Origin of the sequence: Dokdonella sp. (assembly GCF_035511235.1) — a bacterium.
Lineage (GTDB): Bacteria > Pseudomonadota > Gammaproteobacteria > Xanthomonadales > Rhodanobacteraceae > Dokdonella.
In genome coordinates this window covers 17,141-39,643 of record NZ_DATKFQ010000036.1, presented here as the reverse complement: position 1 = coordinate 39,643, position 22,503 = coordinate 17,141, and the positions used below count along the sequence as shown (strand labels likewise).

At 69.5% G+C, this 22,503-nt stretch carries 17 protein-coding genes; 9 read left to right on the top strand and 8 right to left on the bottom strand.

Features of this window, described 5'->3' with window-relative positions; genetic code table 11:
• Positions 1-124: 124 nt before the first annotated feature.
• Together VMR06_RS15185 and VMR06_RS15180 are read right to left on the bottom strand one after the other, a co-directional pair.
• Complete coding sequence (locus VMR06_RS15185) at positions 125-559, bottom strand: hypothetical protein (protein WP_325377809.1); 435 nt, start codon at positions 557-559, stop codon at positions 125-127.
• Between the two features lie 106 nt (positions 560-665).
• Positions 666-2,351, bottom strand: a complete 1,686-nt coding sequence (locus tag VMR06_RS15180; protein ID WP_325377807.1) for a long-chain-fatty-acid--CoA ligase — start codon at positions 2,349-2,351, stop codon at positions 666-668.
• 206 nt (positions 2,352-2,557) lie between these two features.
• Here VMR06_RS15180 and VMR06_RS15175 point away from each other — a divergent pair, with 206 nt between their 5' ends.
• Positions 2,558-3,013, top strand: a complete 456-nt coding sequence (locus tag VMR06_RS15175; RefSeq protein WP_325377805.1) for a nuclear transport factor 2 family protein — start codon at positions 2,558-2,560, stop codon at positions 3,011-3,013.
• Between the two features lie 48 nt (positions 3,014-3,061).
• Here the strand turns inward: VMR06_RS15175 and acnA are convergent, their stop codons facing one another.
• Positions 3,062-5,818, bottom strand: coding sequence for an aconitate hydratase AcnA (acnA, locus tag VMR06_RS15170; RefSeq protein ID WP_325377803.1), 2,757 nt, complete (start codon positions 5,816-5,818; stop codon positions 3,062-3,064).
• A gap of 210 nt (positions 5,819-6,028) precedes the next feature.
• Here acnA and VMR06_RS15165 point away from each other — a divergent pair, with 210 nt between their 5' ends.
• From VMR06_RS15165 to VMR06_RS15150, 4 genes are read left to right on the top strand one after another with little or no spacing between them, the layout of a single operon-like run.
• Entirely contained in the window at positions 6,029-6,274 is a 246-nt protein-coding gene (locus tag VMR06_RS15165) for an AbrB/MazE/SpoVT family DNA-binding domain-containing protein (RefSeq protein ID WP_325377801.1), read from the top strand.
• Between the two features lie 10 nt (positions 6,275-6,284).
• The gene (locus VMR06_RS15160) at positions 6,285-6,686 is read left to right on the top strand and encodes a type II toxin-antitoxin system VapC family toxin (RefSeq protein ID WP_325377799.1); all 402 of its coding nucleotides are present in this window, start codon (positions 6,285-6,287) and stop codon (positions 6,684-6,686) included.
• A 44-nt stretch (positions 6,687-6,730) separates the two neighbouring features.
• Positions 6,731-9,322 (top strand): bifunctional aconitate hydratase 2/2-methylisocitrate dehydratase, encoded by a 2,592-nt coding sequence (gene acnB, locus VMR06_RS15155; RefSeq protein ID WP_325377797.1) that lies wholly within the window; start codon positions 6,731-6,733, stop codon positions 9,320-9,322.
• Positions 9,323-9,362: 40 nt separating this feature from the next.
• A complete protein-coding gene (locus tag VMR06_RS15150) occupies positions 9,363-11,585 on the top strand; it encodes a tetratricopeptide repeat protein (RefSeq protein ID WP_325377794.1) in 2,223 nt (740 codons plus the stop codon).
• A gap of 16 nt (positions 11,586-11,601) precedes the next feature.
• Here VMR06_RS15150 and hflD read toward each other — a convergent pair whose 3' ends face one another.
• Genes hflD through VMR06_RS15135 form a run of 3 tightly spaced genes read right to left on the bottom strand, consistent with a single transcriptional unit; the run spans position 11,602 to position 13,846 of the window.
• Positions 11,602-12,225 carry a high frequency lysogenization protein HflD gene (gene hflD / locus VMR06_RS15145; RefSeq protein ID WP_325377792.1) on the bottom strand — a complete coding sequence of 208 codons (624 nt, stop codon included), beginning with the start codon at positions 12,223-12,225 and terminating at the stop codon, positions 11,602-11,604.
• On the bottom strand, positions 12,218-13,339 hold the full coding sequence (gene mnmA / locus VMR06_RS15140) for a tRNA 2-thiouridine(34) synthase MnmA (RefSeq protein WP_325377788.1): 1,122 nt from the start codon (positions 13,337-13,339) through the stop codon (positions 12,218-12,220). Before mnmA ends, hflD begins: the two co-directional genes overlap by 8 nt.
• Positions 13,340-13,342: 3 nt before the next feature.
• Positions 13,343-13,846, bottom strand: a complete 504-nt coding sequence (locus tag VMR06_RS15135) for an NUDIX hydrolase (protein WP_325377786.1) — start codon at positions 13,844-13,846, stop codon at positions 13,343-13,345.
• A gap of 82 nt (positions 13,847-13,928) precedes the next feature.
• Between VMR06_RS15135 and clpS the strand changes: the two genes are divergently transcribed.
• From clpS to VMR06_RS15120, 3 genes are all read left to right on the top strand, one after another.
• Positions 13,929-14,261, top strand: coding sequence for an ATP-dependent Clp protease adapter ClpS (gene clpS, locus VMR06_RS15130; protein ID WP_325377784.1), 333 nt, complete (start codon positions 13,929-13,931; stop codon positions 14,259-14,261).
• Positions 14,262-14,303: 42 nt separating this feature from the next.
• Positions 14,304-16,580 carry an ATP-dependent Clp protease ATP-binding subunit ClpA gene (gene clpA, locus VMR06_RS15125; RefSeq protein WP_325377782.1) on the top strand — a complete coding sequence of 759 codons (2,277 nt, stop codon included), beginning with the start codon at positions 14,304-14,306 and terminating at the stop codon, positions 16,578-16,580.
• A gap of 61 nt (positions 16,581-16,641) precedes the next feature.
• Complete coding sequence (locus VMR06_RS15120; protein WP_325378160.1) at positions 16,642-17,649, top strand: YcjF family protein; 1,008 nt, start codon at positions 16,642-16,644, stop codon at positions 17,647-17,649.
• A gap of 105 nt (positions 17,650-17,754) precedes the next feature.
• Here the strand turns inward: VMR06_RS15120 and VMR06_RS15115 are convergent, their stop codons facing one another.
• Both VMR06_RS15115 and parE read right to left on the bottom strand, forming a co-directional pair.
• Complete coding sequence (locus VMR06_RS15115) at positions 17,755-18,789, bottom strand: GGDEF domain-containing protein (RefSeq protein ID WP_414648153.1); 1,035 nt, start codon at positions 18,787-18,789, stop codon at positions 17,755-17,757.
• Between the two features lie 292 nt (positions 18,790-19,081).
• On the bottom strand, positions 19,082-20,974 hold the full coding sequence (gene parE / locus VMR06_RS15110; RefSeq protein ID WP_325377778.1) for a DNA topoisomerase IV subunit B: 1,893 nt from the start codon (positions 20,972-20,974) through the stop codon (positions 19,082-19,084).
• A 73-nt stretch (positions 20,975-21,047) separates the two neighbouring features.
• On the opposite strand from parE, the gene mdtD reads away from it, so the two are divergent.
• Positions 21,048-22,472 carry a multidrug transporter subunit MdtD gene (gene mdtD, locus VMR06_RS15105; RefSeq protein ID WP_325377776.1) on the top strand — a complete coding sequence of 475 codons (1,425 nt, stop codon included), beginning with the start codon at positions 21,048-21,050 and terminating at the stop codon, positions 22,470-22,472.
• Positions 22,473-22,503: the final 31 nt, after the last annotated feature.

Here is a 22,503-nt window from a genome sequence, read left to right as displayed (position 1 = left end):
GTTTAGCCCGCTGTCAAGTCTTTGAATACTGACGGAGTGCGCAAAATATACGCAAACAAATCAACCATTAAGCACTCAAAAATGCGCCGGAAAGCGCCGCGCCGGAAGCGGCGGCGAGAGGCGGTCAGGCCGGCGGCAATACCGCGAGCACGGTATCGATCGTCGCCACGCAGCGCGAATCGGCGAGGACGCGCACGTGCGCGAATTGGATGTTGCGCTTGCGGCGAATGGTCGCTTCGAGCTTCAGCCGCGGCACGTCCGGCTCGACCGGCAGCAGGAATTCGGCGCCGGCGCGGACCAGACGCGGCCGGCCGCGCTGTCCGGTCGACCATGCCCACAGCGCAGTCAGCTGGCCGGCTGCTTCGATGATCAGGGTGCCCGGGAAGATCGGGTCGTTCGGGAAATGCTGGCGGTAGACCCAGTGCGTCTCGCCGAGTTCGACCTCACCCTCGATATGGGCGCCGTCCAGTCGCGTGATGCGCGAGATCTGGCGCATCTGTTCGATCGGCAGGAAGGTGGCGTCGATGTCGATCAGCGAGGTCGAGTCGGGTTCTGGCATGGCGAAGCGGGCACGGACCGGGTCGGTCCCGACGGTACGCCCGGCGAGCGCCGGGCCGACGCGTCGGACGACGCATCTGGGCCGCGAAGAGTAGCAGAAGCCGCGTTCAGGATGCCGCGCTGTCGCGCAGTTCCCGACGCAGAATCTTGCCGACGTTGGTCTTGGGCAGGCTCGATCGGAACTCGATGCTGCGCGGACGCTTGTAGCCGGTCAGATTGGCGTGACAGAAATCGCGCAGCTGCGCTTCGGTCAGCGACGGATCCTTCTTGACGACGACCAGCTTGACCGCTTCGCCGGACTTCTCGTCGGGAATGCCGACGGCGGCGACTTCGAGCACGCCCGGGTGCTGGGCGACGACGTCCTCGACCTCGTTCGGATAGACGTTGAAGCCGGACACCAGGATCATGTCCTTCTTGCGGTCGACGATGTAGAAGAAGCCGTTCTCGTCCATGCGCGCGATGTCGCCGGTGCGCAGCCAGCCGTCGGCGGCCAGCACCTTGTCGGTCTCGTCGGGACGGTTCCAGTAGCCCTTCATGACCTGCGGTCCGCGGATGCACAGCTCGCCGGTCTCGCCGGTCGGCAGGTGGCGTCCGTCGTCGTCCTGGATCGACGCGTCGGTGGACGGCACCGGCAGGCCGATCGATCCGTTGTAGTCCTTGAGGTCGATCGGGTTCATGCACGCGGCGGGCGAGGTTTCGGTCAGGCCGTAGGCCTCGACCAGGGTCACGCCGGTGACCTGCTTCCAGCGCTCGGCGACGGCCTTCTGCACGGCCATGCCGCCGCCGAGCGTCATGCGCAGGTTCGAGAAATCGACCTGGTCGAAGCCGGGCGTGTTGAGCAGGCCGTTGAACAGCGTGTTGACGCCGGTGAAGGCCGTGAAGCGCAGGTTGCGGATCTCCTTCACGAAGCCCGGCATGTCGCGCGGATTGGTGATGAGGTGGTTGAGGCCGCCCATCTTGACGAAGACCAGGTAGTTCGCGGTCAGCGCGAAGATGTGATACAGCGGCAGCGCCGTGATGATGACTTCCTCGCCCTCGCGCAGGCGCGTGCTGATCCAGCTGTAGGCCTGCAGCATGTTGGCGACGATGTTGCGATGGGTCAGCATCGCGCCCTTGGCGATGCCGGTGGTGCCGCCGGTGTACTGCAGGAACGCGATGTGGTCCGACTCGATCCGGACCGGCGCCAGTGTGCTCGCCGCGCCGCGGCGCAGCGCGTCCTTGAAGCGGATCGCGCCGGGCAGGTCGTACGCCGGCACCAGCTTCTTGACGTACTTGACGACGAGATTGGTCAGCACCGACTTCGGGAACGAGAGCATGTCGCCGAGCGCGGTCGTGATGACCTGCCGGCAGGCCGGCGTGGCGCGGATGACGTCGGCCACGGTATGCGCGAAGTTGTCGAGCACGAGGATCGCGCTCGCGCCCGAATCGCTCAGCTGGTGCTTGAGTTCGCGCGGCGTGTACAGCGGATTGACGTTGACGACGGTGAGCCCGGCGCGCAGCACGCCGAAGATCGCGACCGCGTACTGCAGCGTGTTGGGCATCATGATCGCGACGCGATCGCCCTGCGCCAGGCCGAGGTCGTTGCGCAGATACGCCGCGAAGTCGGCGCTCAGGCGGTCGAGTTCGCCGTAGGTCAGATCGCTGCCCATGCTGCGGAACGCCGGGTTGGCGGCATAGCGCCGGCAGCTGTCCTCGAGGAGCTGGGTGACCGAGCTGTACTGGTCGGGATCGATCTCGGCCGGGACGCCTTCGGGATAGTGGGCGAGCCAGGGCTTCTCGGGAGCGTTGACCATCGATGAAGAGACCTCGAAATCCGCGGGAGGGGACGCCGGTGCGGGCGCGGGCGCTCCAGCTCGGAGACCGCACCATACGCGATCGGATCGTTGCGCACGATTGCAGCATAGAGGTCGAACGCGCGGCAAGCGGCAGCGCAGCGACGCTGGCCCGATCGGCGAAGATCGCTTACCTTGATCGATCTTTGCGATCGAGGTCGACGACGATGCGTAATCGTGGCTGGGGCCGGACACCGCTCCGCTGGTGCACCGCAGCGTGGCTGATCCTCGCGCTCGCGGCCTGCTCGCGCGGCGACGACGAGACGCGGCTGCGCCAGGCGCTCGAGCGCATCGAGACCGCGGTCGAGGAGCGCCGGCCGGGCGACTTCGTCGATGTCGTCTCCGAGGACTTCACCGGCGCCGACGGCACGCTCGACCGCGCCGGCCTGCACAACCTCTTGCGTGCGCAGGTCGTGCGGCACGCGAGCATCGACGTCGTACTCGCGGCGCCGGACATCGAGATCCAGGGCGATCGCGCCACGGTCGCGGTCACCGCGACCTTGAGCGGCGGCGCCGGCGGCTGGCTGCCCGAGCGCGGTGCGGTCTATGCGATCACCAGCGGCTGGCGCCGCGAAGACGGGCAGTGGCGCTGCATCAACGCGCAGTGGCGACAGGTGCTGTAGGCGCGCCGGTCCGCTGCCGAGACGCAACGGACCGGCGCGCCGCCCCGCTCACGCCTGCGGTTTGGCGGCCAGCTGGCGCAGCACGTACGGCAGGATGCCGCCGTGCCGGAAGAACTCGCGCTCCTTCGGCGTCAGCAGCAGCACGTGCACCTGGAACTGCTTGCGCGTGCCGTCCTCGGCGGTCGCGACGATCGTCGCTTCGCGCGAGGCTCCGTCGTCGAGTCCGATCACGTCGATGGTCTCGCGGCCGGTCAGGCCGAGCGTGCGCGCGTTCTCGCCTTCGCGGAACTGGCACGGCAGCACGCCCATGCCGACCAGGTTCGAGCGATGGATGCGTTCGAAGCTCTCGGCGATCACCGCCTTGACGCCGAGCAGCAGGGTGCCCTTGGCGGCCCAGTCGCGTGAGGAGCCGGTTCCGTACTCCTTGCCGGCGAACACCACCAGCGGCGTGCCCTCGTCTTTGTAGCGCATCGCCGCGTCGTAGATCGCCAGTTGTTCGCCGGACGGCACGTGCAGCGTATAGCCGCCCTCGACGCCGTCGAGCATCAGGTTGCGGATGCGGATGTTCGCGAACGTGCCGCGGACCATGACGTCGTCGTTGCCGCGGCGCGAGCCGTAGGAGTTGAAGTCGACCGGCTGCACGCCGCGCGAGATCAGGAAGCGGCCGGCCGGGGATTCCTTCTTGATCGAGCCGGCCGGCGAGATGTGGTCGGTCGTGATCGAGTCGCCGAACAGGCCGAGCACGCGCGCGCCGTGCACGTCCTCGATGCGGCCGACCTGCATCGTCATGCCGTCGAAATACGGCGGGTTCTTGATGTAGGTCGAGTCCGGATCCCAGGCGTAGAGCTCGCCGTCGGCCGAGGCGATCGCGTTCCAGCGTTCGTCGCCCTTGAACACGTCGGCATAGCTCTTGGCGAACATCGCCGGCGTGACCGCACCGGCCACGGTGTCGGAGATGTCCTTGTTCGACGGCCAGATGTCGGCCAGGTAGACCGGGCGTCCGTCGCTGCCGATGCCGAGCGGCTCGCGGGTCAGGTCGATGTCGAGCGTGCCGGCCAGCGCATAGGCCACCACCAGCGGCGGCGAGGCCAGATAGTTCATCTTGACCTCGGGATGGACGCGGCCTTCGAAGTTGCGGTTGCCCGACAGCACCGAGGCGACGACGAGGTCGCCTTCGACGATGCCCTTGCTGACCTCGGCCGGCAACGGGCCGGAGTTGCCGATGCAGGTCGTGCAGCCGTAGCCGACCAGGTAGAAGCCCAGCGCGTCGAGGTCGGCCAGAACGCCGGTATGTTCGAGATAGTCGGTCACGACCTTCGATCCGGGTGCGAGCGAGGTCTTGACCCAGGGCTTGGTCTTCAAGCCGCGCGCGACCGCGTTGCGCGCGAGCAGGCCGGCGCCGAGCATGACGGCCGGGTTCGAGGTGTTCGTGCACGAGGTGATCGCCGCGATCACGACCGCGCCGTCCTCCAGTTCGTAGTCGACGCCATCTTTCTGGACGCGGACGCGGCCGGCGATCAGATCGTTGGCCGGATTGCCGATCGCGGTGGCGCCGCCTTCGTTCGCGAAGTCGGCCGTCTCGCTGGTCTTCTTCGGCTTGCGTCCGGCCGCCAGCGGTCCGACGTGCGTGCGGTAGTTCTGCTTGACCTCGCCGAGCAGCACGCGGTCCTGCGGCCGCTTCGGCCCGGCCAGCGACGGCTTGACGTCGGCCAGGTCCAGCTCGAGCGTGGTCGTGAATTCCGGCGTCGGCGTGCTGTCGTCGTGCCACAGGCCTTGTGCGCGGGCGTAGGCCTCGACCAGGCGTACCAGCTCCTCGCTACGGCCGGACAGCCGCAAATAGGCCAGCGCCTCGGCGTCGATCGGGAAGATGCCGCAGGTCGCGCCGTATTCGGGCGCCATGTTGCCGATCGTCGCGCGGTCGGCCAGCGCCAGATGCTTGAGGCCCGGCCCGAAGAACTCGACGAACTTGCCGACGACGCCGAGCTTGCGCAGCATCTGTGTGACGGTCAGCACCAGGTCGGTCGCGGTCGCGCCCTCGGGCAGCTTGCCCGACAGCCTGAAGCCGACCACCTGCGGGATCAGCATCGAGGAGGGCTGGCCGAGCATCGCCGCCTCCGCCTCGATGCCGCCGACGCCCCAGCCGAGCACGCCCAGGCCGTTGATCATCGTCGTGTGCGAGTCGGTGCCGAACACGGTGTCCGGGTAGGCCCACAGCTCGCCGTCCTTCTGGCCGGTCATGACCACGCGGCCGAGGTGCTCGAGATTGACCTGGTGGACGATGCCGGTGCGCGGCGGCACCACCTTGAAGTTGTCGAACGACTTCTGGCCCCAGCGCAGGAAGCCGTAACGCTCCTTGTTGCGGTCGAACTCGATCTTGACGTTGAGGTCGAGCGCGCCGGCGTTGCCGAACGCGTCGACCTGGACCGAGTGGTCGATGACCAGCTCGACCGGTGCCAGCGGATTGATCTGTTCGGGGCGGCCACCGAGACGGACCACCGCGTCACGCATCGCGGCCAGGTCGACCACGCACGGCACGCCGGTGAAGTCCTGCAGCACCACGCGTGCCGGCATGAACGCGATCTCGGTGTCCGGTTCGCGGTGCGGATCCCATTGCGCGACCGCCTCGATATGCGACGGCAGCACGCCGACGCCGTCCTCGTTGCGCAGCAGGTTCTCGAGCAGGATCTTCATCGAGTACGGCAGCCGCGCGATGTCGAAGCGCTGGCCGAGCTTGGCGAGACTCGCGTAGCGGTAACTGCGGCCGTCGACGTCGAGCGTGCTGCGGGTGGCGAAGGAATCACTCATTGGAACGTTCCTTTGGCTGGGGCGGTGCGGTCGGATGCCCGCGGTGCGCGTGAAACCGGCGCGACCAGCGGTCGATTATCCGCCGCGTGGGGTGGGCGTGCGATGAACTCTCGCATCTGCACGGTCGGAAGACCCGTGACACGCAGTATGCGGACTTGAGTATGAATTATAAAGTACGTATCATCGATGCATACTTCGAGGAGCCATGCGATGGAAGCGACGGTGGCCGAGCGCGGCCAGATCACCCTGCCCAAGGCCGTGCGCGACGCCCTCGGCCTGACCAAGGGCACCACGCTCAAGGTCGAACTCGACGGCAGCCGCATCATTCTTCGCAAGAGCGTGGACGACGCGATCTCGCGCGCGCGCGGCCGCTTCAAGCTGGACGGCTTCGCCTCGCCCGACGAGGCGCTGCGTGCGCTGCGCGATCGCGCGCCGGGCGATCCTGTCGATTCCTGATGACGGCACGATGATCGCGATCGATTCGTCGGTGCTGGTCGACCTGCTGGCCGATGGCCCGCAGGCCGATGCCGCGGAGGCCTGTCTGCGCCAGTGCCTGAGCGCCGGCCCGGTGGTCGTCTGCGACATCGTGCTGGCCGAAGTCTGCTGCGCGCTGCGCGACGGCGCCGAGGCGCTGGCCGTGCTCGAGGACATGAGCATCCGCTACCACCCGCTCGAGGCCAAGTCGGCGCTGCGCGCCGGTGAGATGCAGCGACGCTACCGCCAGCGCGGTGGCGGCGGCGTCCGTGCGATGCCCGATTTCCTGATCGGCGCCCATGCGCTGCTGCAATGCAATGGCCTGATCACGCGCGACCACGCGTTCTACCGCGACTATTTCAAGGGACTCAAGCTGATCGTGCCATCGGTCTGAGCCGCACCTGTCTTTCCCATTCCACCGCCCGATTCGGAGCCCTCATGCTGGACGCCTATCGTCAACACCTCGCCGAGCGCGCCGCGCTCGGCATTCCGCCGCTGCCGCTCTCCGCCCGCCAGACCGCCGACCTGATCGAACTGCTCAAGGCGCCTCCAGCCGGCGAGGAAGCGTTCCTGGTGGACCTGCTGAGCCATCGCGTGCCGGCTGGCGTCGACGACGCGGCCAAGGTCAAGGCCTCGTATCTCGCCGCGGTCGCGTTCGGCAGCGAGCGCTGCGCGGGAATCTCGCGCGAGCGCGCGACCGAGCTGCTCGGCACGATGCTCGGCGGCTACAACATCCATCCGCTGATCGAGCTGCTCGACGACGTGCAGGTCGGCGCGATCGCCGCCGAGGCGCTCAAGAAAACGCTGCTGATGTTCGACGCGTTCCACGACGTCAAGGACAAGGCCGACAGCGGCAATGCGAACGCGCAGGCGGTGCTGCGCAGCTGGGCCGACGCGGAATGGTTCACCAGCCGTCCGGCCGTGCCCGAGCGTCTGACGATCACCGTGTTCAAGGTGCCCGGCGAGACCAACACTGACGACCTGTCGCCGGCGCCCGACGCGACGACGCGTCCGGACATCCCGCTGCACGCGCTGGCGATGCTCAAGAACCGCCGCGACGGCGCGCCGTTCCAGCCCGAGGAAGACGGCAAGCGCGGACCGATCCAGCTGATACGCGATCTCAAGCAGAAGGGCCATCTGGTCGCCTACGTCGGCGACGTCGTCGGCACCGGCTCCAGCCGCAAGTCGGCGACCAATTCGGTGCTGTGGTGGACCGGCGAGGACATCCCGTTCATCCCGAACAAGCGCTACGGCGGCGTCTGCCTCGGCAGCAAGATCGCGCCGATCTTCTACAACACGATGGAAGACGCCGGCGCGCTGCCGATCGAGCTCGACGTGTCGAAGATGGACATGGGCGACGTGATCGAGCTGCGCCCGTACGAGGGCAAGGCGCTCAAGAACGGCGAGGTGATCGCCGAGTTCCAGGTCAAGTCCGACGTACTGTTCGACGAGGTGCGCGCCGGCGGCCGCATTCCGCTGATCATCGGCCGCGGCCTGACCGCCAAGGCGCGCGATGCGCTTGGGCTGCCGCCCTCGACGCTGTTCCGCCTGCCGCAGAACCCGGCCGACACCGGCAAGGGCTATACGCTCGCGCAGAAGATGGTCGGCCGCGCCTGCGGACTGCCGGAAGGCGAGGGCGTACGTCCCGGCACCTACTGCGAGCCGAAGATGACCTCGGTCGGTTCGCAGGACACGACCGGTCCGATGACGCGCGACGAGCTCAAGGACCTGGCCTGCCTCGGCTTCTCGGCGGACCTGGTCATGCAGTCGTTCTGCCACACGGCGGCCTACCCGAAGCCGGTCGACGTCAAGACCCATCACGAGCTGCCGGCCTTCATCTCCACGCGCGGCGGCATCTCGCTGCGCCCCGGAGATGGCGTGATCCACTCCTGGCTCAACCGCATGCTGCTGCCCGATACCGTCGGCACCGGCGGCGACAGCCATACGCGCTTTCCGATCGGCATCTCGTTCCCGGCGGGATCGGGTCTGGTCGCGTTCGCGGCCGCGACCGGCGTGATGCCGCTGGACATGCCCGAATCGGTGCTGGTGCGCTTCAAGGGCGAGCTGCAGCCGGGCGTCACGCTGCGCGACCTCGTCAATGCGATTCCGCTGTACGCGATCAAGCAGGGGCTGCTGACGGTCGCCAAGCAGGGCAAGCAGAACGTGTTCTCCGGCCGCATTCTCGAGATCGAGGGTCTGCCGAACCTCAAGGTCGAGCAGGCGTTCGAGCTGTCGGACGCCTCGGCCGAGCGTTCGGCGGCCGGCTGCACGGTGCGACTGGCCAAGGAGCCGATCATCGAGTACCTGACCAGCAACATCACGCTGCTGAAGGTCATGATCGCGCAGGGCTACCAGGACGCGCGTTCGCTGGCGCGCCGGATCAGGAAGATGGAGGCCTGGCTTGCCGATCCGCAGCTGCTCGAGCCCGATGCCGATGCCGAGTACGCCGCGGTGATCGAGATCGACCTGGCCGACGTGCACGAGCCGATCGTCGCGTGCCCGAACGATCCGGACGACGTCAAGACGCTGTCGGAGGTCGCCGGCGCCACGATCGACGAGGTGTTCATCGGCTCGTGCATGACCAACATCGGCCACTTCCGCGCGGCTTCGAAGCTGCTCGAGGGCAAGCGCGACATCCCGACCCGGCTGTGGGTCGCGCCGCCGACCAAGATGGATCAGCAGCAGCTGACCGAGGAAGGCCATTACGGCGTGCTCGGCACCGCCGGCGCGCGCATGGAGATGCCGGGCTGCTCGCTGTGCATGGGCAACCAGGCCCAGGTCCGCGAGGGCGCGACCGTGTTCTCGACCAGCACGCGCAACTTCCCGAACCGGCTCGGCCGCAATACCAACGTCTATCTCGGCTCGGCCGAGCTGGCCGCGATCTGCTCGCGCCTGGGCCGCATCCCGACGCGCGAGGAGTACATGGCCGACATCGGCGTCATCAACGCCAACGGCGATCGCATCTACCGCTACATGAACTTCGACCAGATCGCCGAGTTCAGGCAGGCTGCGGACGCGGTCGCCGCGTGACGGTCGTGTCCGCGGGCGGACCGGGATGCCGATGGCCGGCGTGAGCGCGGCCGACCGGCGCGCCGCGGTCGAACAGCTGGGCCACGGAATGGCCCAGCATCGCAGCGGCCAGCTCGGCCTGGCACAGAGTCACTACCAGCGCGCGGTCAAGCTCGATCCGGGCAATGCCGACGCCTGGCATCTGCTCGGCATCGTCGCATTGCAGGGCGGCCAGCCGCCGCTCGCGGTCAAGCATCTGCGCCAGTGCGTGAGGCTGCGGCCGGCGTTCGCCGAGGCGCACAATCATCTGGGCGTCGCGCTGCGGCGCCTGGGCCGTCATGGCGAATCGGCCGCCGCGTTCGCCGCCGCGCTGCAGGCGCGCGGCGGTTACGCCGAGGCCGCCTACAACCTCGGTCTCGCGCTCGAATCGAGCGGCGACACCGCCGGCGCCGAGCGCGCCTGGCGCGACTGCCTGGACTGGCAGCCCGGCAACGCCGACGCAGCCACCAACCTGGGCAATCTGCTGCGCCACCAGGCGCGTCTCGCCGAGGCCGAGCCGCTGCTCGAGCGCGCCTGCCGGCTGGCGCCCGAGCGTGCCCAGACCCACGCGAATCGAGCGCTGCTGCTCGGCGATCTGGGCCGTCACGTCGAGGCCGCCGCCGCGGCCGCCGAGGCGACGCGTCTGGAGCCCGACGATCCGAGATGGTGGTGCATCCGCGGCATCGCCGAGCGGCAGGCGCAGGACGGCGAGGCGGCGGTGACGTCGCTGCGGCGGGCCAGCGAGGCGGATCCGGCCGACGAGACCGCACGCTTCGAGCTCGCGATCGCACTGCAGGAGACCGGCGACGTCGATGCGTCGCGCGCCTTGTTCGCGCGTGTCCGGCCGCCGCCGGACACTGCCGAGCGGCTGCGCTGGATGCGCGCGCTGCTGCTGCCGGCGATCCCGCGCGACGAGGCCGAGATCGACGCGGCGCGCGCACGCTTCGCCGAAGGCCTCGCCGAGCTGCGGACGCGCCTGCGTCTGGATACGCCGGCGCGGCTGCGCGAGGCATACCAGGCGGTGGCCGGCTTCGTGCCGTTCCATCTGCACTACCAGCCGCGCGACAACACCGCGTTGCAGTGCGATTACGGCGATCTCGTCGCGACCGTGATGACGGCGGTCGCGCCGCAGCTGGCGGCGCCGTGCGAGTGGGCGCCGGGAGCACATGGCGGGCGCATCCGCGTCGGCGTGGTCGGCAGCCAGTTCATGCGGCATACGGTGTCGCGCTATTTCAACGACCTGATCGGCGGCCTCGATCCGGCGCGCTTCGAAGTCTCGGTCTGGCACGGCGGCATCCGCGACGCCGAGACCGAGGCGCTGGCCGCGCGCGTGCACGCGTTCGCCTACGCGCCGGGCGATCCGCTCGAAGTCGCCGCGGCGATCCGCGCGGCGCGCCTGGACGTGCTGGTGCACACCGAGATCGGCCTCGATCCGCGCAGTCAGGTGATCGCCGCGCTGCGCCTGGCGCCGCTGCAGTGCGCGCTGTACGGGCATCCGGTCGGCACCGGGCTGCCGACGATCGACGCCTTCCTGAGCGGCGAGGCGATCGAGCCGGCGGACGGCGATGCGCATTATCGCGAGCGTCTGATCCGCCTGCCGGGCCTCGGCGCGCGGCCCCGCGGCCCCGCGGCGCCGGGCGACGCGACCGGGTTCGCCGCGGCCGCCGGCGATGCGCCGCTGCTGCTGTGCCTGCAGTATCCGGTCAAGCTGGTGCCGGCGTTCGATGCGGTGCTGGCCGGGATCGTCGAGCGGACCGGTGCGCGCATCGGCTTCTTCGCGCGCGAGCCGGCGCTGATGCGCCGCTTCCGCGCGCGCGTCGACGCGGCGTTCGCGGCGCGCGGCCTCGATGCCGGGCGCCACCTGGTCGCGCTGCCGGTGCAGTCCTATGCCGACTACCTGGCCGGCGTCGCGGCGACGCCGCTGGTACTCGATACGTTCGGGTTTTCCGGCGGCGGCACCAGTCTCGATGCGCTCGGACTCGGCACGCCGGTGCTCGCCTTCGACGGCGCGATGGCGCGCGGGCGGCAGACCGCCGGCATGCTGCGCCAGCTCGGACTCGATGCGCTGATCGCGGCCGACGAGGACGCCTACGTCGAGACCGCGGTCGCGCTGTGCCAGGACCGCGAGCGGCGGCGCGAACTGGCCGAACGGATCGGCGAACGCAGCCGGCGCTTGTTCGACGACGAGGCGCCGCAGCAGGGCTTCGCCGCGTTCCTCGAGCGCGCGCCGGCCGGCCTGGGCTGAGGCGCGATCGGCCGGCTCAGCCGGCGTCGAGAGTGGCGCGGGCCAGCAGGCCGCGCGCCAGCATCGCGTACTCGCGGCGGCGGAACAGCAGGCGCCACTGGTTGCCGCCGACCTGGCGCCACAATACCGCGGCGCGGATCGCCGCCAGCAGCAAGGCGCGGATTTGCTCGACCTTGGCTTCCTGGCTGAGCTGCAGCGGATTGCCGTGGACGACGATGCGCGGCCGCAGCGTCGACAGCGTATCGGCGTAGATGCCGGCCAGGCGGCCGGTCAGCGACGGCGAGTCGATCCCGAAGTGCTCGGCCTGGCGCTGCGCCGACTCGATCGCGCGGCGCAGCGTCTCGAGCATCGCCGGCCGGCGTGACAGCTTGCGTTCGAGCCGCAGCGCGGCGACCACCAGCTGCGTCAGCTGCAGGTCGCGGTCGCCGCCTTCGATCTGCCGGATCAGCGCCTCCAGGCCGAGCCGGATGCCGGACACGCCGCCGAAGACCGCCTGCGGCGTGTCGGCATCGATGCGCAGGACGCTGGCGATGCTGGCCTGGGCGGCCTGCGCGTCGCAACGCCCGTCGACCGCCACGCCGCGCACCAGCGTACAGGCCTGGAAGACGCCCGCCAGGGCGATCACCCGCGACTCACGCATGCTCCGTTTCCTCGTTCCATTGACCGAATGGCGCATCGCTGCGCGCGATGACGGCGCCGCCGAGGCAGGTCTCGCCGTCGTAGAACACCACCGACTGGCCCGGCGTGACCGCTCGCTGCGGCTGCTCGAACTGCACGATGCAGGCGCCGTCCCCGATCCGTACGCGGCAGCGCTGATCGGGCTGGCGGTAGCGGGTCTTGGCGACGCAGTCGAACGTCGAGGCCGGCGGATCGCCGGCGATCCAGTGCGCGTCCTCGGCGGCCAGGCGCCGCGACATCAGCCAGTCGTTGGCATTGCCCTGCACCGCGTAGACCACGTTGGCCGCGACGTCCTTGCCGACCACGTACCAGGCATCGCCGCCGGCGTCGCGGCGGCCGCCGATGCCCAGGCCGCCGCGCTGGCCGAGCGTGTAGTACAGCGCGCCGCCGTGGCGGCCGACCTCGCGCCCGTCCGGCGTGCGGATCGGTCCCGGCTGGGCCGGCAGGTACTTCGACAGGAACTGGCGGAAGTCGCGTTCGCCGATGAAGCAGATCCCGGTCGAGTCCTTCTTGTCGTGGGTCGCGAAGCCGGCCTCGCGGGCGATGCCGCGCACCTCGGCCTTGGTCAGCTCGCCGACCGGAAACAGCGTCGCCGCCAGCTGTGCCTGGCCAAGTGCGTGCAGGAAATAGCTCTGGTCCTTGTCGGCGTCGCGGCCGCGCAGCAGCCGCCAGCGGCCGTCGCGGCGGTCGACGCGCGCGTAGTGGCCGGTCGCGATGCGCTCGGCGCCGAGCGCCTGCGCGTGTTCGAGAAAGGTCTTGAACTTGATCTCGCGGTTGCACAGCACGTCCGGGTTCGGCGTGCGGCCGGCGCGGTATTCGTCGAGGAAATGCGTGAAGACCTGGTCCCAGTATTCGGCGGCGAAGTTGCGCGCGTGGAACGCGATGCCGAGCTGCGCGCAGACCGCGACGGCGTCCTTGCGGTCGGCGTCGGCCCGGCACGGACCGTCGCGGTCGTCCTCTTCCCAGTTCTGCATGAACAGGCCGGCGACCGGCTCGCCGCGGCCGGCCAGCAGGGCGGCGGCGACCGACGAGTCGACGCCGCCGGAGACGCCGACGATCACCCGCGGCGCGCTCATCGATCAGGCGGCCGTGGCGCCGAGGTAGCGGATCGCGTCCAGCGGCAGGCGCCGTCCGGCGAGCCAGTCCTCGACGCTGGCCAGCACCATCGGGCTGCGCAGGCGGCCGCCGGCGGCGGCCAGCTCGTCGCGACTCATCCACAGCGCCCGCAGGATGCCGGCGTCGAGCGGACGGTCGGCCTGGTGGCGGACCGGGTCGGCGGCGAACACGAAGCGCACGAACTGGCGGTCGTTGCCGCCGCGCGTCCATTGCTGAACGCCGAGGAAGGCGGTCAGCGCGACCTCCCAGCCGGTTTCCTCGAGCGTCTCGCGCAGCGCCGCGTCGAGCAGGGATTCGTACGGATCGAGATGACCGGCCGGCTGGTTGATGACGGTCTCCCCGCGGACGTCCTCCTCGACGAGCAGGAAGCGGCCGTCGCGCGCGACCACGGTCGCCACCGTCACGTGCGGACGCCAGACGTCGATCTCCTCGTCCACCGCGAGGTTGCCGGTCGCATCGATATTCATGGCCGGCAAGTGTACTTGAACCCTGGTCGGACATCCCCGATCTGGGCGCTATACTGATTTCCAGTCGCCGCCTTTCTTCCTCATGACCGCACCGCAAGACCCCCATCGCGAACACGAGCACGACCGCAGCCTGGCGGTGGAGGAGGCGCGGCCCGAAGTCGCGCGCCCGCCGCTGTACCAGGTGCTGCTGTTGAACGACGACTACACGCCGATGGAGTTCGTCGTGGTCGTGCTCGAGAGCTTTTTCGGCATGAACCGCGAGCGTGCCACCCAGATCATGCTGCACGTCCATACGCGTGGACGCGGCGTCTGCGGCGTGTTCACGCGCGAGGTGGCCGAGACCAAGGTGACCCAGGTCAACGAGTTTTCCAGGACGCACCAGCACCCTTTGCTGTGCACTATGGAAAAAGCCTGACAGGCCCCATTTCGGGGGCTGTTGAAAGTGGAGACACCGTATATGTTCAGCAAAGACCTCGAGCTCACCATCGGCCAGTGCTACAAGGAGGCCCGCGAGCAGCGCCACGAGTTCATGACCGTGGAGCATCTCCTGCTCGCGCTGCTGGACAATCCCTCGGCGATCGCCGCGCTGCGCGCCTGCGGTGCCGACCTGCCCAAGCTGGCGCGCGACCTGCGCTCGATCATCACCGAGACCGTGCCGGTGCTGCCGGCCGGCGACGAGCGCGACACCCAGCCGACGCTCGGCTTCCAGCGCGTGCTGCAGCGCGCGGTCTACCACGCCCAGTCCTCGGGCCGTAAGGAAGTCACCGGCGCCAACGTGCTGGTCGCGATCTACGGCGAGAAGGACTCCCACGCGGTCTATTTCCTCGGCCAGCAGGACGTCAACCGCCTCGATATCGTCAACTACATCGCGCACGGCATCGCCAAGATCGGCAACGACGCCGGCCAGGCGCCGGGCACGGCCGATGCCGCCGGCAAGGAAGGCGAGGGCGGCGAAGAGCCGCGCGGCAATCCGCTCAGTGATTTCGCCAACAATCTCAACGAGTTGGCGCGCGAAGGCCGGATCGATCCGCTGATCGGGCGCAGCGAGGAGATCGAGCGCACGATCCAGGTCCTGTGCCGCCGCCGCAAGAACAATCCGCTCTATGTCGGCGAGGCCGGCGTCGGCAAGACCGCGCTCGCCGAGGGCCTGGCCAAGCGCATCGTCGAGGGCGAGGTACCCGAGATCCTCAAGGACTGCACGATCTACGCGCTCGACCTCGGCGCGCTGGTCGCCGGCACCAAGTACCGCGGCGACTTCGAGAAGCGCCTCAAGGCGGTGATCGGCCAGCTCAAGAAGGAACCCAAGGCGATCCTGTTCATCGACGAGATCCACACGATCATCGGCGCCGGCTCGGCGTCGGGCGGCACGATGGACGCGTCGAACCTGATCAAGCCGATGCTGGCCTCCGGCGAGATGCGCTGCATCGGCTCGACCACCTACCAGGAGTTCCGCGGCGTGTTCGAGAAGGACCGCGCGCTGGCGCGCCGGTTCCAGAAGATCGACGTCGTCGAGCCGACCGTGGCCGACAGCGTGGAGATCCTCAAGGGCCTGAAGTCGCGCTTCGAGGAGCACCACAACGTCCAGTACACGTCCGAGGCGCTCAAGGCCGCCGTGGACCTGTCGGTGCGCCACATCGCCGACCGGCTGCTGCCGGACAAGGCGATCGACGTCATCGACGAGGCCGGTGCGCGCCAGCGCCTGCTGCCCGAGGCCGAGCGCAGCGGCACCGTCGACGTGTCGGAGATCGAGTTCATCGTCGCGCGCATGGCGCGCATCCCGCCCAAGCAGGTGTCGGCGTCCGACCGCGACGTGCTGCGCAATCTCGACCGCAACCTCAAGATGGTCGTGTTCGGGCAGGACGCAGCGATCGACGCGCTGGCCAGTGCGATCAAGATGGCACGCTCGGGACTCGGCAATCCGGACAAGCCGATCGGCAACTTCCTGCTGGCCGGTCCGACCGGCGTCGGCAAGACCGAGGTCACCCGGCAGCTGGCGATGCAGCTGGGCGTCGAACTGATCCGCTTCGACATGTCCGAGTACATGGAAGCCCATTCGGTGTCGCGCCTGATCGGCGCGCCTCCGGGCTACGTCGGCTTCGACCAGGGCGGCCTGCTGACCGAACAGGTGGTCAAGCATCCGCACTGCGTGCTGCTGCTCGACGAGATCGAGAAGGCGCATCCGGACGTCTACAACATCCTGCTGCAGATCATGGATCGCGGCGCGCTGACCGATACCAACGGACGCGAGGCCAACTTCAAGAACGTCATCCTGGTCATGACGACGAACGCCGGCGCGCAGACCGCGGCACGCCGCACGATCGGCTTCGTCGAGCAGAACCATGCGACCGACGCCATGGAGGTGATCCGCCGCACGTTCACGCCCGAGTTCCGCAACCGTCTCGACGCGATCGTGCAGTTCGGTGCGCTGGACTTCGAGCACATCCTGCGCGTCGTCGACAAGTTCCTGATCGAGCTGGAAGCGCAGCTGCAGGACAAGCAGGTCTCGCTGTACGTCGACGCCGACGCGCGGCGCTGGCTGGCCGAGCACGGCTTCGACCCGCAGATGGGCGCGCGGCCGATGGCGCGCGTGATCCAGGAGAGCATCAAGCGGCCGCTCGCCGACGAGCTGCTGTTCGGCAAGCTCGCCGAAGGCGGCAAGGTCCGGCTCTCGGCCGTCGACGGCCAGCTCGACGTCCAGACCGAGGCGGCCGAGAAGCTGCCGGCGGTGGTCTGAGTGTGCGGGGCGCCGGCCGCGATCGCGGCCGGCGCCCCATGCAGCGTAAGCTGAGCACCGCATCGGCCGGCTGCACCGGCCGGCCGCCCACCGATATCCCCGACACAGAGCCCGCAGGTCTGCGGACCCGGGCCGGAGACCGCGCGTGAACGAGACCGAACGCAGATCGATCCTGACCCTCAGCCTGATGGCCGCCTTCGCCGACGGCGACAAGGCGCCGGCCGAGCGCGAGCAGATCCGGCGCATCGCCGACAGCCTGGCCGGCGACGGCGCGCCCGAGCTGCCGGCGCTGTACCAGGACGTGCTGCTCGGCCGCGCCTCGATGGCATCGGCCGCGCAGGCGCTGAGCAGCGACGGCGCGCGCCAGCTGGCGTTCGAGATGGCCGTGTGCGTCTGCGATGCCGACGGCGTGCAGTCCGAAGCCGAGCGCCGCTATCTGGACTCGCTGCGCGAGGCGCTCGGCCTCGGCGCCGAACCGAGCCGGCGCTACGTCGAACAGGTCGAGGCGGTCGCCGCGGCGCCGCTGCAGGCGGGCGGGCCGACGGCTTCGGTCAGCGAGGCCGAACTCGACAAGACGATCCTCGACGCCGCGATTCTCAACGGCGCACTCGAGCTGCTGCCCGAGTCGCTGGCGACGATGGCGATCCTGCCGCTGCAGATGCGCCTGGTCTATCGCGTCGGCAAGACCTACGGCTTCGAGCTCGACCGCGGCCACGTCAAGGATTTCCTCGCCACCGCCGGCGTCGGCCTGACCTCGCAGTATCTGGAGCAGGCCGGCCGCAAGCTGATCGGCGGCCTGCTCGGCGCGATCGGCGGGCGCCTGCTCGGCGGCATCGGCAAGCAGGCGATCAGTTCCGGCATGAGCTTCGCGAGCACCTATGCGCTCGGCCATGTCGCCAAGCGCTACTACGCCGGCAATCGCGTGCTGTCGGCGCAGATGCTGCGCGAGGCATTTGAGGGCATGCTCGGCGAGGCGCGCGGGCTGCAGTCGCGCTATCTGCCGCAGATGCAGCAGCGCGCACAGACGCTCGACGTCGGGCAGATCATCGATACCGTGCGCCGCGGTTGACGAGGCGCCTGCCGGCGCGGCGACGGATCGAGGCCACGGCCCGCCGCGCAGACGGCGCCGGCGAGCCGGCGGCGCGTGGTGAACGGGCGCCGCGCGGATCGCGCGTCAGGCCCGCAGAACGCGATTGCGGCCGCTGCGCTTGGCTTCGTACAGCGCCTGATCGGCGCGTGCGAGCATCGATGCGCCGGTATCGCCGCTGCGGAACGAGGTGAGCCCGATGCTGGCGGTGACCGGGATGCCGGTCGCGATCGCCTGGATCCCTTCGCGCAGGAATTCGCATTGATATTCGGCGGTGTCGTCGCCGATGTCGGGCATCAGCAGAGCGAACTCCTCGCCGCCGTAGCGCGCGCAGAAGCCCTGGCGGCCGCGTTGGCCGTGAATCACCTGGGCGACCGCGACGAGGATCTCGTCGCCGCGCGGATGGCCGTGCAGGTCGTTGACGATCTTGAAATGGTCGACGTCGATCATCGCCAGCGACAACGGGCCGTCGCGCTCGGCCTGGTCGACCGCCTTGGCGAGCGCCGCATCGAACGCGCGCCGGTTCGGCAGGCTGGTCAATGCGTCGGTGCGCGTCTGCTCGGCCAGCTGCTCGTTCTGCGCGATCAGCTGCTGCTCGTACCAGGTCCGTTCGTCCATCTGGTGCCGCAGCGCCCGGTAGGCCAGACGCAGTTCGATCAGCGCGCCGACCTGACGCGAGAGGCTGCGCAGCGCGTCGAGCTGGAACGGCTCGAGCGTGCGCGGCTGGCTGTCGATCACGCATAGCGAACCGATCGCCTCGCCGCCGCGGGCGCGTAGTGGTGCGCCGGCGTAGAAGCGGATGCCGGGCCCGCCGACGACCAGTTCGTGGTCGCGGAAGCGCGCGTCCAGCGTCGCGTCGGGCACGATCAGCAGGTCCTCCGGCGTCAGGATCGTGTGCGCGCAGAACGCCGACTGCCGCGAGGTCTCGGTGTCGTCGATGCCGACGCGCGCCTTGAACCACTGGCGCTCGGCGTCGATCAGGCTGATCGCGCCCATCGGCGTGCCGCAGATGCCGGTCGCGATCGCGACGAGGTCGTCGTAGGCGCGTTCGGGGTCGCTGTCGAGCAGTCCGGTTTGATGCAGCGCCGCCAGGCGCGCGGTTTCATCGGCCGGTACGATCATGGGCACAAGCATGGACGTCGACCGCGCAGTGTCCACTCCCAATGCGATCGTGCTGTGTTGGTCTTCACGTTCCGAAGAGGCGGGTTCCCGCACGCGCCGGCCATCGCGCCCGACGGTGCGGTGCGGTATCGCGCGAGCCGTGGGGATGCGCACGGCGCGGTTGCGGGCGGCGGTGCGCGGCGGCAAGAGACGATGCATCGATCGTGTCGCACTTGGATCGTGCCACGCGCGCCGCCGCGGATGCCGACGTCGAGGCGCAGCGCCGGCCTGCACGCGGCCGGCGCCGGTCGGCTCAGACCTCCAGCGAGGCGAGGTCGCCCTTCTCCTCGAGCCAGGACTTGCGGTCGCCCGCGCGCTTCTTGCTGAGCAGCATGTCCATCAGCGGGCGCGTGCCGTCGTCGCCGTCGCCGACGGTCAGCTGGACCAGGCGCCGCGTGTCGGGATTGATCGTCGATTCGCGCAACTGCGAGGGGTTCATCTCGCCCAGGCCCTTGAAGCGCGTGACGCTGACCGCGCCGCGGATCTTTTCGCGCTGGATCTTCTCGAGCATCGCGTCGCGCTCGCTTTCGTCGAGGCAGTAGAACATCTGCTTGCCGACGTCGACGCGGAACAGCGGCGGCATCGCGACGAAGACGTGGCCGGCGCGCACCAGCGCCGGGAAGTGGCGCAGGAACAAGGCGCACAGCAGCGTGGCGATGTGCAGGCCGTCCGAGTCGGCGTCGGCGAGGATGCAGATCTTGCCGTAGCGCAGGCCGGCCAGATCGTCCTTGCCCGGATCGCAGCCGACCGCGACGGCCAGGTCGTGGACTTCCTGCGAGGCGAGCACGCTGGTCGATTCGACTTCCCAGGTGTTGAGGATCTTGCCGCGCAGCGGCAGGATCGCCTGGAAATCCTTGTCGCGCGCCTGGCGTGCCGAGCCGCCGGCCGAATCGCCCTCGACCAGGAACAGCTCGGTCCGCGACAGGTCGCTCGACGCGCAATCGGCGAGCTTGCCGGGCAGGGCCGGACCTTGCGTGACCTTCTTGCGGACGATCTGCTTCTCGGCCTTGAGGCGCAGCGCGGCGCGCTCGATCGCGAGCTGGGCGATCCTCTCGCCGACCGCGACGTGCTGGTTCAGGTACAGCGAGAAGCCGTCGTGCGCGGCGCTCTCGACGATGCCGGCGGCGTCGCGCGAGGACAATCGCTCCTTGGTCTGGCCCGAGAACTGCGGCTCCTGCATGCGCAGCGACAGCACGAAGCTCAGCCGGTCCCAGACGTCCTCAGGCGCCAGCTTGACGCCGCGCGGCAGCAGGTTGCGGAAGTCGCAGAACTCGCGCAGCGCATTGGTCAGGCCGGTGCGCAGGCCGTTGACGTGGGTGCCGCCCTGCGCGGTCGGGATCAGGTTGACGTAGCTCTCCTGGGTCAGCTCGCCTTCCGGCAGCCAGGCCAGCGCGAAGTCGACCGCGCTCTTCTCGCGCTGCTGGTGGCCGACGTAGAGCTCCTCGGGCAGCCGCTCGGCCTCGCCGACCATCGAGCGCAGGTAGTCGCGCAGCCCGTCCTCGTAGTACCACTGCGCCTGCTCGCCGCTGGCCTCGTCGGTCAGGCGCACCTTGAGGCCGGCGCAGAGCACGGCCTTGGCGCGCAGCACGTGGCGCAACCGCGACAGCGAGATCTTCGGCGAGTCGAAGTACTTGGGGTCCGGCCAGAAGCGCACCGTCGTGCCGGTCTGCTTCTTCGGCACGCTGCCGGTCACGGTCAGCTCGCTGGCGCGCTCGCCGTCGCGAAATGCCATGTGGTGGATCTGGCCGTCGCGGCGGATCGTGACCTCCACGCGCTGCGAGAGCGCGTTGACGACCGACACGCCGACGCCGTGCAGACCGCCCGAGAACTGGTAGTTGCGGTTCGAGAACTTGCCGCCCGCATGCAGGCGGGTCAGGATCAGTTCGACGCCGGGAATGCCTTCCTCCGGATGCACGTCCACCGGCATGCCGCGGCCATCGTCGCCGACCGTGACCGAGCCGTCGGCATGCACGACCACGTCGATGCTGTGCGCGTGGCCGGCCAGCGCCTCGTCGACCGAGTTGTCGATGACTTCCTGGGCCAGATGGTTCGGCCGTGCCGTGTCGGTATACATGCCGGGCCGGCGCTTGACCGGATCCAGGCCGGACAGGACTTCGATGTCGGCGGCGTTGTAGCGGCTGCTCATGAACGGTTCGGCTGGGGCGGGGCCGGCAGGATGGGCATAGCCGGCGATGGGGTCAAGACGGCATGATCGTCCGATGGACCGGACAATACCGCGCGACTCGCTGCTCTGGCTGGTCGCGATCGCGGTCTTCATGCAGATGCTCGACACGACGATCGTCAACACCGCGCTGCCGGCGATGGCGGCCGGGCTCGGCGAGTCGCCGTTGCGCATGCAGGCGGTGGTGATCGCCTACGCGCTGACCGTGGCGATCCTGATCCCGGCGTCCGGCTGGCTGGCCGACCGGCTCGGGACGCGACGCGTCTTCATCGCCGCGATCGCGCTGTTCACGCTGGGCTCGCTGGCCTGCGCGCTGTCGCGCAATCTGACCCAGATCGTGCTTGCGCGCATCGTGCAGGGGCTCGGCGGCGCGATGCTGCTGCCGGTCGGCCGGCTCGCCGTGCTGCGCATGTTTCCGGGCGCGGGTTTCCTGCGTGCGATGAGCCTGGTGACGATGCCGGGCCTGGCCGGCCCGCTGGTCGGTCCGGCGCTCGGCGGCTGGCTGGTCGATTTCGCGTCCTGGCACTGGATCTTCCTGATCAACCTGCCGATCGGTCTGGCCGGCCTAGTCTGGGCCCTGCGCGTGATGCCGGACCTGCGCGGTGACGGCGCGCGCCGCTTCGACCTCGGCGGCTACGCGCTGCTGGCGATCGGCATGGTCGCGATCCTGCTGGCGCTGGACGGCCTGCCGCTGCGGCGCGGCGGCCTGGCCGCGCTCGGCGGATTGTTCGCCGCGGGCACCGCCGCGCTCGCACTGTACGTGCTGCGCAGCCGGCGCGTCGCCGAGCCGCTGTTCGCGCCGGCGCTGTTCGGCGTGCGCCTGTTCCGCGTCGGCGTCGCCGGCAATCTGGTGTCCAGGCTCGGCAGCAGCGGCATGCCGCTGCTGATTCCGCTGCTGCTGCAGGTCGCGCTCGGCTACCCGGCGGCGCAGGCCGGCCTGATGATGATTCCGGTCGCGGCTGCGAGCATCTTCATCAAGCGGCCCGCGGTGCGTCTGATCGGACGCTACGGCTATCGCAGGGTGCTGATCGTCAACACGCTGTGCGTGGGGTTGTCGATCGCCAGCTTCGGCTTGATCGGGCCGCAGCCGCCGCCGTGGCTGCTGGTCGTGCAGTTCTCGGTGTTCGGCGCGTTCAATTCGCTGCAGTTCACCGCGATGAACACGGTGGCGCTGCGCGATCTCCAAGGCGGTCTGGCCAGCAGCGGCAACAGCGTGCTGTCGATGGTGATGATGCTGTCGATGAGCTTCGGCGTGGCGATCGCCGGGGGTCTGCTCGCCGCGTTCACCGGGCCACGCGCGCTGCTCGGACCGCTGCCGGTGCTGACCGGCTTCCAGATCACCTTCGTCTGCCTCGGCGTGCTGAGCCTGCTGTCGGCGCTGATCTTCTGGCGGCTGGAGGAGCCGGCGGACGCTGCCGCTGCGGCCGCATCGGCCGAAGAGGGCGCGGTTCCGACGCGCTGACCTCGCGCGACCGGCGCCTGCGAGCGTGCTG